Raw genomic sequence first — 14315 nt, 5'->3', positions numbered from 1 at the left:
GGCGGGAAACGCAACGGCGGTATCCGGCAAGTTCGTCCACCCAATCTTCGGAGGCCAAATGACCGAGTCGAGCGCTGGAGCGGATGTTTGTAACTGACAGCCATAACGGCACTGGGCGGCTCCAAAGGACGCTCCCCCGAAACGTCCTTGGCTCGGCAAGGATGAATAGATGGTCGTTGTTCCCTGTCGCGTTCCGTCGGCAGCCGTTTGCTTAGCGCAACTCGAAATCGCACAGATCAATCCAGACCAAAGTGCGACTGCGATCCGGTCTCATGTCAGCACCACGTGGGTGTGCCCGCCTGCGACTTGGAAAGTGGATGCCCTGCATTTCAATGAAGTCATGAACATATTGAGCCGCCGCCAAGCCACCGGACACGTCCACCTGATAGTCGTGGCGGCGCAGCAAGAAATCAGGCCCGAAGTAGAAATCCTGAACAGCACTGTGGGTGGCGATAGCCGGGGGAAACGTTGCGCGCAGAACCCGCCAGACTTCACCGGACTCGTACCAAGGTGCTACCTCTTGTACGGCAACCCCTGGCATGGCAAGCAAGAATGGCGTCGACAGATAGGTCCACAGGGCATAGCCACTGAAATAGGCCCGATCCAGTGGATCCCAGGGGGTGTCCACGCCGTGCCCGTCAAACGCTGACCTGGGATTGTCGCGCCCCGCGATGGTCTCGCCCTGGCTGTTCATGATCACAACCCGGTCCGGAGCGAAAGTCATGACAAACTCAGGGGCTCCATAGGGGGCGATGGTCGCCAATTCTTCCACTGCGACAAGCCGCCGGATGAACTGGCAGCAACTGCGCCACCGCGACGGCCATTGAGCCGCTGGCCTCTTCCAGACGAAGCAAGCAAGCGGCTGCGAGAAAGCGGTAGCAAGTAACGGATTCTCCCTAGGGATTTCACCAGGATTACGTGGTTCTGGATCCATTACATCACATCGTGAAATATTCAGAAAGCTTGCCGCAAGCCGACTGAAAGCCGGTTGGAAGCGGCCGACTTTAGAGTCCCCTCACCCGTTGCGCCACCGCCCTGATCGAAGGGCGCATGGTCATCGGCGTTCTCATAGAACGGAGGAGACCAATCCATGATCAGACGACGTGCCAAAGAGCGCTGCCCCGAGGCAGGCAGTGTCAAATCGCACCCCACGCGGCACAACGGCGGGAGGGGCGCAGCATGAATACCTCGCATCGTTTTAGGAAGGACTATTACGGGGGCGCATTGATGACGCTGGTAGGCCTGGCTGCGGTGGCAGCCGGCCTTCAGTACCACACCGGGACGCTAAGCCACATGGGCCCCGGCTTCTTCCCGGTGGCCGTGGGTGCGCTGCTGGCCCTGGTTGGCGTGCTGATTGCAATGTCCGCCCGCGGCGATTCACCTCAGGCCGCGCAGCCTGCCGGACACGGCCACAGCCATAGCGCGCCGGACCTGCGCGGGGCCGTTTGCGGCGGCAGCTGCGTGGCTGCCGCGCAGCAGCGGATATGTCGAGTTTAAAATGCAATTAATCGCCAAGTTTGACCTGCAACCGCACTAATGCGAGCTGGTAGGAGATCGTTCCCCTCTTGGGATAGAGGCAGCCATCAGCATTGAGGCGTATAATTTCACGATAATGAAATAACCTTGCGAGCAGCCTCCACGCTGACTTCCCTTCTTCACAAGATAGGCCTCCATGCCGCGACCACTACCTGATCCGACGCCTCCTTCGCGCGCGACTATTCGCACCATTCACCAACTGGGCGACCGCATTCGAGCCACCCGAGCAGGGGAAGGGATACCCATTGACCAAGCCGCGAGGCATTGCGGGGTCTCCATTGGCATGCTGTCCAAGCGCGGTAGCCGGCGCCGGTGGCAACCGGTATGGTGAAGCCCTGCCCAGTGCGATTGGCGGAAAATGTCTCTGCCGACAGTTACTCCTCCTGAAGGATGCAATCAAGCACATGAAGCGCATTGTTGACGGCCAAGTGCGCTCCGGCGGCGAGTAATGCGCGTAGGATAAGTAAGGGCGGCTCAGGAATTCCGCAATGCATCCAGCTGCGTGCCCGCGGGCGTTTTGGGTGCTTGCCGGAGCCTTTGTGTCGACGCAGCTGGTAACTGCTTTTAGCCAGCCAGAGCCTATCAAATCTCCGGGGAATCGCAGCCACCCACTTGTTCACCACTGGAGCATTTCATGCGCAGAGTACTCACGATGACGTTACTTGTCGCCGCTGCAACGGTTTCAGGTCTGAGCTATGGCCAGCAGAAGAAGGCCGACCCGTACACTGATGGCGCCAAGGCCAGTAAGGCTGATCCCTACACGGATGGTGCGAAATCCGGCAAGTTCGACCCGTACACCGACGGAGCCAAGCAACCCACACAATCGAACCTGAATCCCACGCAAGGCAAGGCCGATCCGTACACGGACGGCGCCAAGGCTGGCAAGCCCGACCCTTACACGGATGGCGCCAAGGCCGGCAAGGCAGATCCCTACACGGATGGGGCGAAGTCTAAATACTAAAATAGCGGCCACCCCTTTGTCGCGCTGTGGTGTGGAACACCGCAGCGCGATCATGCTCAGTGCCGAACCCCTATCGCATCGCATGCCGGTGCGGTTCACTCTTATCTGCTGGACACAGGCGAAATAGCCCAAAAGCATGTCCCTTCGGCTTGCTACACAACGGGAGTGACGCCACCTCCGACTTCATTTGACGGTGTACTCCGTCCCTCAAGGCAGGCGGCGCGTGCCTTTGCGAAGGCCTGTTGCTGCTGCGAGGCGGCCTGAGCTACGCCTTCACACATACTCGGCCTCGGCGCGCGGCGGCGGAATCTTCCAGTAAGGCCTCGAGATTTCCTCGAGCGGCCGGCCCGGGTCGCAAGGCCCGGGCCCGTAGCGAACGACCGCAACCAAGTCTGAACTCACCGCTGGATCGGAGAGGAAATGGCTGTGGCCGATGAAACCGGCTCTGTTGGTGATCTGGACAATGGCGGCGAAGCCCGCGAGTGGGGGAGAGGCAGCGATCTGTTCCTTGCCGAGCTGAGTCTCATCTAAACGGCCGAGCCGGCGCAGGCTGCCCATCAAATACTCGCCCACGCCGAGCGCCTTGTCGCCGGTCGAGGTGTAAACGGTGAGACGAAATTTGGAAGTTGGGAAGACGACCCAGGGATCCGGCGCCTTCCCGTATGGGATGTCGGGGTCGTAGAAGATGCTGAATATCTTGGCTGCTGCCACGTCGAAGTCCAGGTCTGGCGACATGAGCACTACGTTGCGGATCTTGAATCTGGGTTTGAGCAGCGCTCCCGTTACATTGGCCTTGGTGCGCAAGGCCACCACGTCATGTTCATCGGCTACCACATAGATGATCTCGTACTGCCTGAAAAAACCCTTTAACGCAGAGTATTCCTGCCGCTCCGTTTGTGGGTATCGATGCGCTGTGCAAACGTTCTGTGGGCTTTGGCGTTCGTCCTGCGACTGCACAGGCTGGCTGGAGGCAGTCGGCCGTGACGCAACCCGCGCTCTTTTGACTCAACCTTTCGTGCAAATAGCCCTGGAATCCTCACGGATTCCAGGGCTATTTCTTTTTCGTCCGGACGGGAGCGCCGCCAGCTTACAGAGCGGCGTCCTTCAGCTTTTTCAGCGGGCGCACCTTGACTTTCACGCTGGCCGGCTTTGCCGCGAACCATTGATCCTGACCGGTGAACGGATTCTTGCCGAAGCGCTTTTTGGTCGCCGGCACCTGGATGGCTGCCACCTTGAACAGACCGGGTAGGGTGAACTCGCCGGCGCCCTTTTTGTGAATTGCGCTCACGATGGTGTTCTCGAGGTGAGCGAGCACCGTCTGAACGGTCTTCTTGTCCAGCTCGGTCTGGGCGATCAGGTGTGCCAGCAGACTGGACTTGTTGAATGTGTCCTTCAGCGGCTTAGCGACCGGCGCAGCCGCGGCAGCCTTTTTGGCCGGGGCGGCCTTTTTTGCCGGTGCAGCCTTCTTTGCAGCGGTCTTCGTTGCAGTCTTTGCTACGGGTTTTGCTTTTGTGGCCATAGTCTTGGATCCGGTTGGAATATGCGCGCCTGCAGGCTGGATTTCAGCGTGCAGCGCTGCCGGCAAAGCATAGCAAATGCTGCCACGCACGCAAGGGCGGGAAAACAAGGGACTGGCTAGGCTGGCGGCGGCAGAACGTGCGCGCCGCGCTGGAAGCCATCGACTCTTCACCGCCGCCGACATGAGCCCGCGAATTCTGCGCAACACGCTTTTGGCTGGCCACCCACGCGACGACGTCAGCGCGATGCTCGGTCTGATCACGCCCAGGGTCCTGACGGTCATCGACTGACCGTTGGTTTGCAATGAAAAGATGAGGTCACCGGCGATGGGTAAGGTGGCGCGGCGTTCCTGCCATGCCGCGAGGTGGGGACGCCGAACGGCGTAATGTGGACGGTACGGGTGTCCCGCGCGCGCCGTGCGCGGGCACGCGCAGGAAGGGCGGTGCGGTCTCCGGGTGCAGATCGCCCACCACGGCCGATTGCCCCTCGGCGACGGTAATTCCGGTCCCGAGAAACAGCGCCACGAGGGCCCGGCTACGCAACTGCGCGAGGTCATCGCCGGGTGTTGACTGCGCCCAGTCCTGCAGGCGCGTGTCGGCGGCTTCCGGCAGGAAGATTGGTTCTGGCTCGCCCTCAGGCCAGTGGGCTTCACGCACCAGTGGCGCGGCCGAGCCGGTGAAGGCACCTTTCTCGGCGCCGAACAGCTCGGATTCGATCAGCGCATGCGGGATCGCGGCACAATTGACGGCGACGAAGGGCCTTGCGGCGCGCGGACTCAGGTTGTGCAGCGCGGGCGCAAAACGCTCATTGCCGACGCCGGTCTCGCCGGTCAGCAGCACGGTGACGCGAGTGGGGGCCGCGGTCTCCAGCAGTGTGTAGGCCTCGCGGAACGCGTTGGACTGGCCGACCAGCCGCGTGCGGTCGGAGTCTGGCATGATCTCCAGGCGCAGCGAGTCGACCTCGGTCTGCAGGTCGTGGATGGTGCTGAGCAGCGAGCTGGCCTTGATGCGGCGACCTCTACGGTCGACTGTGAGCCGGATCGACGGTCACTTCTTCAACCGATACGCCAGCTGAGGCCGCGTGATTCCCAGCATCCGCGCCGCCGACGACAGGTTGCCGCGCGTCGTGTCGATGGCCAGTTGCATCAGCCTTGATTCGATCTGCGGCAGTGACACCTGCTGGTCCAGCAGCTTCTGCAGCAGGGCGTCGGCGTCCTCCGGCGTCTCCGTCGTCCCCGCCTGCTGGCTGGCAAAGAGGTGGGATGTGTCAATCAACCCTGCGGCTGGCGCGAGCAGCACGCCGCGCTCGACCATGTTTTCCAGCTCGCGGATATTGCCGGGCCACTGGTACTGCATCAACGCATCGCGCGCGCGTTGGCTCAGCCCACGCACCTGCTTCTGGTAGCGGGCGTTGAAGCGCTGAATGAAGGCCTGGGCGAGCTCGGCAATGTCCTCGCGGCGCTCGCGCAGGGCCGGAATGGCGACAGGGTAGGTGCTGATACGGTAGAACAGGTCCGCGCGGAACTGCCCCTGCCGGATCGCCTGCGCCAGGTTGACGTTGGTGGCTGCAATCAGCCGCACATCGATCTTGCGCGTCTCGACGCCGCCCAGCCGCTCGACTTCCGCGTTCTGCAGCACGCGCAGCAGCTTGACCTGTGCCGACAGCGGCAGGTCGCCGATTTCATCGAGGAACAGCGTGCCGCCGTGCGCACGTTCGAAGCGCCCGGGGCGCGACTGCTGGGCACCGGTGTAGGCGCCTTTCTCCACGCCGAAGAGCTCGGACTCGATCAGCTCGTGCGGAATCGCCGCGCAGTTCACGGCGATAAACGGCTGCTCGCTGCGCGGGCCATGGTCATGCAGCCAGCGCGCAAACATCTCCTTGCCGGCGCCAGTTTCGCCGGTCAGCAGCACGGTGATGTGGCTGTCGGCCGCGGCGGACAGCAGACTGAAGGCCTCGCGGAAGGCGGGCGACTGGCCGATCAGGTTGCCCTGGTTGGCGCCGCACAGTGTCTCGCGCAGCGTGCTGACTTCCTGCTGCAGCGTCAGCAGGTCGCTGATGACGGAATCGGGCTCGAAGTATTTCAGGTAGTCGGGGTCGGCCCATTCCTCGGCCGGTTTGCCGACGATGCGGCACAGCGCGTCGAGGCGGCGCTGGCATTCGGTTTCCTTGTAGATGACCAGGCGGTCCATGAACGTGCTGCTATAGCCTGACGCATAGCCGAGCTGCACCCAGCAGCCGCCTTCCTCGCGGCTGAGTTCTTCGTTGTAGGGCGCCTCGCCTTCCCATGAGTCCTGCCACAGGAACTCGCCGTAGAAGTGGCCAGTGTCGCGGTCGATCTCCAGGCGCACCGGGTCGACGCGCGTCACGCCTTCCAGCATGTGAAGCTGCGGGCCCAGCAGGAAGGCATCGTTGGGGGAGGTCTCCAGTTCTTCCTTGCGCTCGCGCTTGACCATCTCGGCATCGCGCATGCCCTGCGCGTAGCCCATGCGGATCAGCAGGCCTTTGCCGCGCTCCAGTCCCAGCGTATCCAGGATCTCTTTGCGCAGGTAGCTCAATGCTTCAGTGTGCATCAGCACCATGCGGGAATCGCCCAGCCGGATCTGTGCGGCCTTGGGGTCGATCGTCAGCAGCGAAGCCAGGTCGAATGGCGGCTGCTTGGGGGGCGCGGTCATCTCCATCTCCAGAATGCCTGCAGGCACGAATCGATCCGGAGGGGAGCGTCCTGCCTCGTTTTCTCCGTAGCCTACACGCCGGTTCGCAGGCCGCGCAAGCGCCCGAGCGGTATCGCAGACGTCATGGTGCACCGCAATATCCCCGGATTTGATCATTTGGTGAAAACCGGCTTTTTCACCTCATCAAATCGTCAAGCGAGTGCCCGGCGAAAACTTGCGCCGAATTCCTGCCAGCCCTTGTGGCGTATGGCTGCGCATCCGCTGGCACGGCGTTCGCTATATCTGTCCTCACCAAAAACAGCGCGCACCACCCGGTGTGCAACGCAGCAAGAGCGAGACATGACCATGCCGATTGTCCATTCCACCGCGCCAGCCCCGCGACACGTGCAGCCTTATGTCCGGGTAACGGCGCGCGACTCGCAGTGGGTCGAGTTCGAGTTCTCGCTCGGCGACCCGGCGCTCTATGTGGAGCTGGTCATGCGCCCCGACCAGTTCACCGCGTTCTGCGCGGCGCAGTGCGCCATCACGGTGTCGCACCTGCTGGGCCGCTCACTGGAGCGAGAGCGCGATAAATGGAGCGAGACCGTTGCCTGAGGCGACGGCCAAGCCGAACACCACCAGGGAGACAGGAGCAACCCACCATGCAAATCGATATCCGCACGGACAGCGTCAGCCCCATCCGGCAGACCTTTGCCAACCTCGCCAGGCGCCTTGGCGCCGACAAGCCCGCCACGCGCTACCAGGAGGCGATGTACGACCTTCAGCCGGAAACCAGTTTCCACTATCGCCCGCTGTGGCAGCCGCAGTACGAGCTCTACGACGCGGGCCGCACGCAGGTGGTCATGCAGGACTGGTACGCGCTGAAGGATCCGCGGCAGTTCTACTACGGCAGCTACGTCAACGCCCGCGCCCGCCAGCAGGAAGCCATGGAGAAGAACCTGGAGTTCGTGGATAAGCGTGGCCTGCTGGCGTCGCTGCCCGTGCCGCTGCGCGAACTGCTGACGCTTGGCGTGGTGCCGCTGCGCCATGTGGAGTGGGCGGCCAACATGAACAACGCCGCCATCACCGCCTATGGCTACGGCTCCGCCATCACCGAAGCGGCCATGTTTCAGACCATGGACCGACTCGGTATTGCGCAGTACCTGACCCGCATCGGCCTGCTGGCCGGAGACAAGGACGCCGTCGACGCAGCCAAGGCCGCATGGATGGAAGATCTGGCCTGGCAGCCGCTGCGCCACGCGGTGGAAGACCTGCTGGTGCGCGACGACTGGTTCGAGTTGCACGTCGCGCAGAACCTGGTGATGGACGGGCTGGTGTACCCGCTCATCTATCAGCGCCTGGATGCGCGGTTGTCCGCCGAAAGCCCGGCGTTCTCGCTTGTCACCGACTTCATGACGGCCTGGTACGCGGAAGCCGCGCGCTGGGTCGAGGCAACGGTCAAGACCGCGGCGCAGGAATCGCCTGAGAACGCCAGCGTGATCGCCGGCTTTGCCTTTGCATGGCTCGACCGCTTCCAGCATGCGCTGGCCCCGCTGGCGCGTCGCCTGTTCGCCGAGGACGCAGATGTCGCGCTGGCCGAGGCGGTGGCCGCGCTCGCAAAGCGCCTCGCCGGGCTTGGGCTGGTCCGCGCCACGGATACGGCATCGGTGGCGCCGGTTGCTGCCGCTGCATGACAACCAAGGAGCCCGCCATGACCGCACAGATCGTATTCATCGCCCTGCAAGCCAACGAAGATATGCGTCCCGTGATTGACGCCATCGAGGCCGACAACCCACATGCCACCGTCAACCGCTATCCGGCCATGGTCAAGATCGACGCCCCCGGGCGCCTGGAGATCAACCGCGCCAGCGTGGAAGAGCGCCTGGGCCGCGCGTGGGACGTGCAGGAGCTGCAGCTCGGCCTGATCTCGCTGGCCGGCAACATCGACGAAACCGAAGACCAGTTCGTGCTGGCCTGGCACTGAGCCGCAAGCCAAGCCTGAACACCAGGAGACAAGGACATGACCACCGCCACCGCTATTGCCGCAGCCGCACGACAGGCTGCCCGGCCCAAGCTCTCGCTCAAGGAAAAGTACGCCGTGCTGACGCGCGACCTGGGCTGGGAGACGACCTACCAGCCAATGGACACCGTGTTTCCGCACGACAAGTTCGAAGGCATCATCATCCATGACTGGGACGGCTGGGAAGACCCGTTCCGCCTGACTATGGATGCGTACTGGAAATTCCAGTCCGAGAAGGAACGCAAGCTGTACGCGATCATCGACGCGTTCCAGCAGAACAATGGCCAGCTCAACGTCACCGACGCGCGCTATGTCAATGCGCTCAAGCTGTTCCTGACCGGCGTGTCGCCGCTGGAATATGCCGCGCATCGCGGCTTTGCCATGGCCGGCCGCAGCCTGCGCGGCGTGGGGGCGCGCGTGGCCTGCCAGATGCAGTCGATCGACGAACTGCGCCACTGCCAGACCCAGATCCAGACCATCAGCCACTACAACAAGTACTTCAACGGCTTTGCCGATTGGCGCCACCTGCATGACCGGCTGTGGTACCTGTCGGTGCCCAAGTCCTACTTCGAAGACGCCATGACGGCAGGGCCGTTCGAGTTCATCACGGCGATCTCGTTCTCGTTCGAGTATGTGCTGACGAACCTGCTGTTCATGCCGTTCATGTCGGGCGCGGCCTACAACGGGGACATGGCAACGGTGACCTTCGGCTTCTCGGCCCAGTCGGACGAATCACGCCACATGACGCTGGGACTGGAAGTGGTGAAGTTCATGCTGGAGCAGGATCCGGCCAACCGCCCAATCATCCAGAAGTGGATCGACAAATGGTTCTGGCGCGGCTACCGCCTGCTGACGCTGGTGGCAATGATGATGGACTACATGCTGCCCAAGCGCGTGATGAGCTGGAAGGAGGCATGGGAGATCTACTTCGAGCAGAACGGCGGCGCGCTGTTCGCCGACCTGGCCCGCTACGGCATCCGCATGCCCAAGTACCACGAGCAGGCCGCGAAGGAGAAGGATCACCTCTCGCACATTGCCTGGTCGATCTTCTACAACTTCAACCACGCCGCGGCGATCCACACCTGGGTGCCGGAGCCGTCGGAAATGACATGGCTGGCCGAGAAGTATCCCGACAGCTTCGACAAGCACTATCGCCCGCGCTTCGACTACTGGCAGCAGCAACAGCAGGCGGGGCAACGCTGGTTCAATCCGGGCCTGCCGATGCTGTGCCAGGTGTGCCAGATCCCGATGGCCTTCACCGAGCCCGACGACCCGACGCAGATCTGCTACCGCGAGGCCGAGCACGACGGCGACCACTATCACTTCTGCTCGGACGGCTGCCGCGACATCTTCCTTGGCGAGCCTGAGAAGTATGTGCAGGCCTGGCTGCCGGTACACCAGATCTTCCAGGGAAACTGCGGCGGCGCAACGTTGCCGGAGGTGCTCGACTGGTACCACCTGCGCCCTGAGGACCGAGGCGACTACGCCGATTCGCAGGACCGCGCCAATTGGCAGCGCTGGACAGGCGCCGAGGGTGCGCAGGCACCGGAGCAGGGCGGCGGCGCGCCGTGCTGCGGCCACGGAAACGACTGAACCGGACACGGAGACCACCATGCCAGTCATCGCACTGAAGCCGGGCTACGCGGGAGAGACCCGCGACCGCATCGAGAACTTCCACGGCAACCAGCTCGTGTATTTCGGCTGGGACCAGCACCTGCTGTTCTGCAGCCCGTTCACGCTGCCGCTGCCGCCTGACATGCCGTTCGGGGTCATGGTCAGCGACGTCATCGCGCCGCTGCTGGCAGCCCACCCGGAAGGCGCTGCCATCGACTGGACGCAGGTGCAGTGGCTGCGCGGCGGCGAGCCATTCGCGCCGGACGCGGACGCGAGCCTGGCGGCTAACGGGCTCGGGCACAAGTCGCTGCTGCGGCTGCGTACGCCCGGCCTGACCGGCATTGCCGGTTCCTGCAACTGACGCTGTCGCGCCCACGGTATTACGGAGGCTGTCATGACCTACCAATTGACCATCGAGCCCCTCGGGCAGACCATCGACATCGAGGAGGGGCAGACCGTGCTCGACGCGTGCCTGCGCGCCGGCGTGTGGCTGCCGCATGCCTGCGGCCATGGCCTGTGCGGTACCTGCAAGGTCCAGACGCTGGAAGGTGAGCTCGACCATGGCGAGGCATCGCCGTTCGCGCTGATGGACTTCGAGCGCGAGGAGGCTAAGTGCCTTGCCTGTTGTGCCAGGCCGATGTCCGACATGGTGATCGAAGCTGACATCGAGCCCGATCCGGATGCTCAGTGCCTGCCGCTGATGGATTTCACGGCCGAGGTTGTACGCATCGACGCGCTGACGCCGACCATCAAGGGCGTGTTCCTGCGCATCGAAGGCGAGCCGCTGCGGTTCCAGCCAGGCCAGTACGTCAATGTGTGGATCGGCCAGGAAGCCGCGCCGCGCGCGTTTTCCATCGCCAGCGCACCGGCCGCGGGGGAGATCGAGCTGAATATCCGCCTGGTGCCGGGCGGCAGCGCCACCACCTTCGTGCATGAGCAACTGCGCGTCGGCGAACGCCTGCAGCTGTCCGGCCCGCTGGGCCGGTTCTTCGTGCGCAAAAGCGACCCGCGGCCACTGGTGTTCATGGCGGGCGGGTCGGGGCTGTCGAGCCCGCGCTCGATGATCCTCGACCTGCTCACGTCCGGCGATCCGCGCGAGATTGTACTGGTCCAGGGCGCGCGCAACGCCGGCGAGCTGTACTACCGCGACGCCTTCGAGGCATTGGCGCAGCAGCACGACAACTTCACCTACCTGCCGGTGCTGTCCGGCGAGCCCGAGCAAAGTGGCTGGGCAGGCGAGCGTGGCTATGTCCACGACCTGGCGGGCCGCCACTTCAGCCACGATTTCCGCTGCTGGCGCGCTTACTTGTGTGGGCCGCCGCCGATGATCGAGGCCTGCATCGCCACGCTGATGCAAGGCCGGCTGTTCGAGAAGGACATCTTCACCGAGAAGTTCCTGTCGGCGGCCGACGCGAGCCAGGCCACCCGCAGCCCGTTGTTCCGCTCGCTCTGAACCGCATTCATTCCCCACTTCACCCACAAGGCCTTAGGAGACAACCATGGACAAGATCGCCATCGACGCCGTGCTGAACCGTATCGAGGAAAGCACCGGCCGGGACGCCAACCCGCGCATTGCCGCCATCGTGCACCGGATGGTGCGCGACCTGTTCTACATGATCGAGGACCTCGACATCCAGCCTGAGGAATTCTGGGCCGGGCTCAACTACTTGGCCGAAGCCGGCCGCAGCGGCGAGCTGGGACTGATCGCCCCGGGTCTGGGCTTTGACCACTTCCTGGACCTGCGCATGGACGAGGCCGAGGTGCGCGCGGGCATCGCGGGCGGCACGCCGCGCACCATCGAAGGGCCGCTGTACGTGGCTGGCGCGCCGGTGGCGCAGGGCGAGGCCCGGCTGGACGATGGCAGCGACGACGGCGAGGTGCTGGTGATGGAAGGGCAGGTGTTCGACAGCATCGGCAAGCCGCTTGCCGATGCAAAGGTGGAGGTCTGGCACGCGAACTCAATGGGCAACTACTCCTACTTTGACCCGACCCAGAGCGCGTTCAACCTGCGGCGCACCATCGTCACCGACAGTGAAGGGCGGTATCGCCTGCGCAGCATCGTGCCGGTGGGCTACAGCGTGCCGCCGAACGGCGCCACGGATCGCTTGCTCAAGAAGCTGGACCGCCACGGCACGCGCCCGGCCCATATCCATTTCTTCGTGTCGGCGCCGGGACATCGCAAGCTGACCACGCAGATCAACATCGACGGCGACCCGTACCTGTGGGACGACTTTGCCTTCGCCACGCGTGAGGGGCTGGTGCCGGCGGTCACGCGCGTCGAGGACGCGGGCGCCATGCGGGCGCTGGGCGTGGACAAGCCGTTCTCGCTGATCCGCTTCAGTTTCACGCTGCATGCCGACAACGTGGACGCCCCGCAGGCAGAGGTGGCGCGCCAACGCGCGACGGTGACGGCGTAAGAGGCAGGCGCGCCTGGGCCAGCCATGCGGGTGGCCCTGGCGCGCGCCCGTGATTTGATCATCTGATCGAACGGCGGGGTCGAACTTGATCATTTGATAAAGGCAGGTGCGGGCCGGTCGGTCGATCGCCGGGTGCGTCGGGCCGAAATTGTCCCAGGCCCTCCACATCACGCACCTTGGCGTAGTTCACGAGCCACCCGGCACCTGCAAATACTGTCTCGGGCATGCCCGATGCAATGAAAGGACATGCACGGGGGGACGGTGATGGTGTCCAGCAGCGAAACGAGGAAGGTGATGACCGGAGCAGCCTTCGAGGCGACGGCAGGCGCGTCGCCGCTGGCCTCCGATATAGAACCGCCTCTCGGCGCTCACCTCATCGCGCCGCGCCACGGCTACGCGCACCACGGTCTCTACGTTGGTCACGGCATGGTGGTGCACTACGCGGGCTATTGTCACCGTCAGCAACGCGGCCCGGTGGAAGAGCTGCCGCTCGCCGCGTTTGCCGACGGCCATGACATCACGATGCTCTCAACGACTGCGGCACGCTACACCGCGACAGTGTCCGTTCAACGTGCCCGCTCCCGACTGGGAGAAGACCGGTACCGCCTGCTGACCAACAACTGCGAGCACTTCTGCACGTGGTGCCTCTATGGGGAAAGCCACAGCACACAGGTTCGGCATTGTCTCATCCATCCGCTCAAGGGCCTGCGCCTTGCCGGGGGCATGCTGATGAGCTGGTTGAGGACCATCGCGGCGCCTGCATGGCAATGCGTCGAAATGTGACGCCTGTGCGTAGATGGCTCGGCGCAAGGCTTTTAAACTGTAGCCAGATTCTACGATCAAATCTACTCATTTTCACCCGCAACGCGGCGTAACGGAGTCAGGTGCAGTTGTTTTCGATCGGTGAGTTGGCGCAGATGCTGGGTGTGGCAGTGATTACGTTACGCCGTTGGCACAAGGCAGGCAAGTTGGTGCCGGCGTGCCGTACCGTCGGTGGGCACCGTCGTTACGACGCCATGAAGGTGCGTGAGGTGATGGGCATGACGACGCCAGCGGCGGGCAAAACGATTGCCTACGCCCGCGTCTCCTCGCACGACCAGAAGGAACAGTTGCAAAGCCAGGCGATGCGGCTACGGCGACATTGCGAGGCCCAGAAATGGGACGACGTCGAAGTCATCACCGATCTAGGTTCAGGCCTCAACTACAAGAAGAAAGGTCTACTGAAGCTGCTGACCGAGATCCTTCATCACCGTGTACGGCGCCTCGTGCTGGTGACCAAGGAACGTCTGCTGCGCTTTGGCTCGGAGTTGCTGTTCCGCATCTGCGCGATACACGGCGTCGAGGTCGTGATTCTGAATGCGGACGAAGATATCCCGAAAGAGCAACAACTCACGGAAGACCTCGTTGAGATCCTCACCGTGTTCTCGTCAAGGTGATACGGCTCACGCAGTCGTAAAAACTTGCGCGCACTTGCATCATAGGCATAATTGCGGTCACCTTTACCCCATTGCTCACTTCGTGCAACTCACTACCCAGACCCGGCCGACCATCACGCCTGAGGCAGCCCTCGTGCTGGCCAGGCTCGTCGGTCATTACGG

The 14315-nt window shown here is 63.3% G+C and carries 15 protein-coding genes and 2 pseudogenes; 12 read left to right on the top strand and 5 right to left on the bottom strand.

Translation table 11 applies throughout. The annotated features are described in order from the left end of the window. Positions 1 to 211: 211 nt before the first annotated feature. Positions 212 to 724 carry a hypothetical protein gene (locus DN412_RS22985; RefSeq protein ID WP_208647639.1) on the bottom strand — a complete coding sequence of 171 codons (513 nt, stop codon included), beginning with the start codon at positions 722 to 724 and terminating at the stop codon, positions 212 to 214. 503 nt (positions 725 to 1227) lie between these two features. Between DN412_RS22985 and DN412_RS22980 the strand changes: the two are divergent. Both DN412_RS22980 and DN412_RS22970 read left to right on the top strand, forming a co-directional pair. Next, positions 1228 to 1449, top strand: a pseudogene (locus DN412_RS22980) (tripartite tricarboxylate transporter TctB family protein); the annotation flags it as partial. Between the two features lie 721 nt (positions 1450 to 2170). After that, positions 2171 to 2497 carry a hypothetical protein gene (locus DN412_RS22970; RefSeq protein WP_115213687.1) on the top strand — a complete coding sequence of 109 codons (327 nt, stop codon included), beginning with the start codon at positions 2171 to 2173 and terminating at the stop codon, positions 2495 to 2497. Positions 2498 to 2770: 273 nt separating this feature from the next. Here DN412_RS22970 and DN412_RS22965 read toward each other — a convergent pair whose 3' ends face one another. Then, positions 2771 to 3454, bottom strand: a complete 684-nt coding sequence (locus DN412_RS22965) for an alpha/beta hydrolase (protein ID WP_115213686.1) — start codon at positions 3452 to 3454, stop codon at positions 2771 to 2773. Between the two features lie 130 nt (positions 3455 to 3584). After that, a complete protein-coding gene (locus DN412_RS22960; RefSeq protein ID WP_115213685.1) occupies positions 3585 to 4016 on the bottom strand; it encodes an HU family DNA-binding protein in 432 nt (143 codons plus the stop codon). Positions 4017 to 4092: 76 nt separating this feature from the next. Here DN412_RS22960 and DN412_RS45890 point away from each other — a divergent pair, with 76 nt between their 5' ends. Beyond that, positions 4093 to 4305, top strand: a complete 213-nt coding sequence (locus DN412_RS45890) for a hypothetical protein (RefSeq protein WP_115213684.1) — start codon at positions 4093 to 4095, stop codon at positions 4303 to 4305. Between the two features lie 372 nt (positions 4306 to 4677). On the opposite strand, the pseudogene DN412_RS45515 reads toward DN412_RS45890, so the two are convergent. Then, a pseudogene (locus DN412_RS45515) lies at positions 4678 to 5019 on the bottom strand (sigma 54-interacting transcriptional regulator); the annotation flags it as partial. A gap of 42 nt (positions 5020 to 5061) precedes the next feature. Beyond that, entirely contained in the window at positions 5062 to 6687 is a 1626-nt protein-coding gene (locus DN412_RS22945; RefSeq protein WP_115213683.1) for a sigma-54-dependent Fis family transcriptional regulator, read from the bottom strand. 339 nt (positions 6688 to 7026) lie between these two features. Between DN412_RS22945 and DN412_RS22940 the strand changes: the two genes are divergently transcribed. From DN412_RS22940 to DN412_RS22900, 9 genes are all read left to right on the top strand, one after another. Then, positions 7027 to 7281 carry a phenol hydroxylase subunit gene (locus DN412_RS22940; RefSeq protein ID WP_115213682.1) on the top strand — a complete coding sequence of 85 codons (255 nt, stop codon included), beginning with the start codon at positions 7027 to 7029 and terminating at the stop codon, positions 7279 to 7281. Positions 7282 to 7328: 47 nt separating this feature from the next. After that, positions 7329 to 8360, top strand: a complete 1032-nt coding sequence (locus tag DN412_RS22935; RefSeq protein WP_115213681.1) for a ferritin family protein — start codon at positions 7329 to 7331, stop codon at positions 8358 to 8360. A 17-nt stretch (positions 8361 to 8377) separates the two neighbouring features. After that, the gene (locus DN412_RS22930) at positions 8378 to 8650 is read left to right on the top strand and encodes an MmoB/DmpM family protein (RefSeq protein WP_115213680.1); all 273 of its coding nucleotides are present in this window, start codon (positions 8378 to 8380) and stop codon (positions 8648 to 8650) included. A gap of 36 nt (positions 8651 to 8686) precedes the next feature. After that, positions 8687 to 10279, top strand: coding sequence for an aromatic/alkene/methane monooxygenase hydroxylase/oxygenase subunit alpha (locus DN412_RS22925; protein WP_115213679.1), 1593 nt, complete (start codon positions 8687 to 8689; stop codon positions 10277 to 10279). 19 nt (positions 10280 to 10298) lie between these two features. Next, positions 10299 to 10661, top strand: a complete 363-nt coding sequence (locus tag DN412_RS22920; RefSeq protein WP_115213678.1) for a phenol hydroxylase subunit P4 — start codon at positions 10299 to 10301, stop codon at positions 10659 to 10661. Between the two features lie 33 nt (positions 10662 to 10694). Continuing rightward, on the top strand, positions 10695 to 11753 hold the full coding sequence (locus DN412_RS22915; protein WP_115213677.1) for an NADH:ubiquinone reductase (Na(+)-transporting) subunit F: 1059 nt from the start codon (positions 10695 to 10697) through the stop codon (positions 11751 to 11753). Between the two features lie 46 nt (positions 11754 to 11799). Continuing rightward, complete coding sequence (catA, locus tag DN412_RS22910) at positions 11800 to 12717, top strand: catechol 1,2-dioxygenase (RefSeq protein ID WP_115213676.1); 918 nt, start codon at positions 11800 to 11802, stop codon at positions 12715 to 12717. Positions 12718 to 13011: 294 nt separating this feature from the next. After that, the gene (locus DN412_RS22905) at positions 13012 to 13500 is read left to right on the top strand and encodes a lecithin retinol acyltransferase family protein (RefSeq protein WP_208647637.1); all 489 of its coding nucleotides are present in this window, start codon (positions 13012 to 13014) and stop codon (positions 13498 to 13500) included. A gap of 101 nt (positions 13501 to 13601) precedes the next feature. After that, positions 13602 to 14153, top strand: a complete 552-nt coding sequence (locus DN412_RS22900; RefSeq protein WP_115213675.1) for an IS607 family transposase — start codon at positions 13602 to 13604, stop codon at positions 14151 to 14153. Positions 14154 to 14315: the final 162 nt, after the last annotated feature.

This window comes from Cupriavidus lacunae (genome assembly GCF_003353055.1).
In the GTDB taxonomy this organism is placed as follows: Bacteria; Pseudomonadota; Gammaproteobacteria; order Burkholderiales; family Burkholderiaceae; genus Cupriavidus; species Cupriavidus lacunae.
Note: the sequence above shows the minus strand (reverse complement) of the source record. Positions and strands in the feature narration are given on the sequence as shown.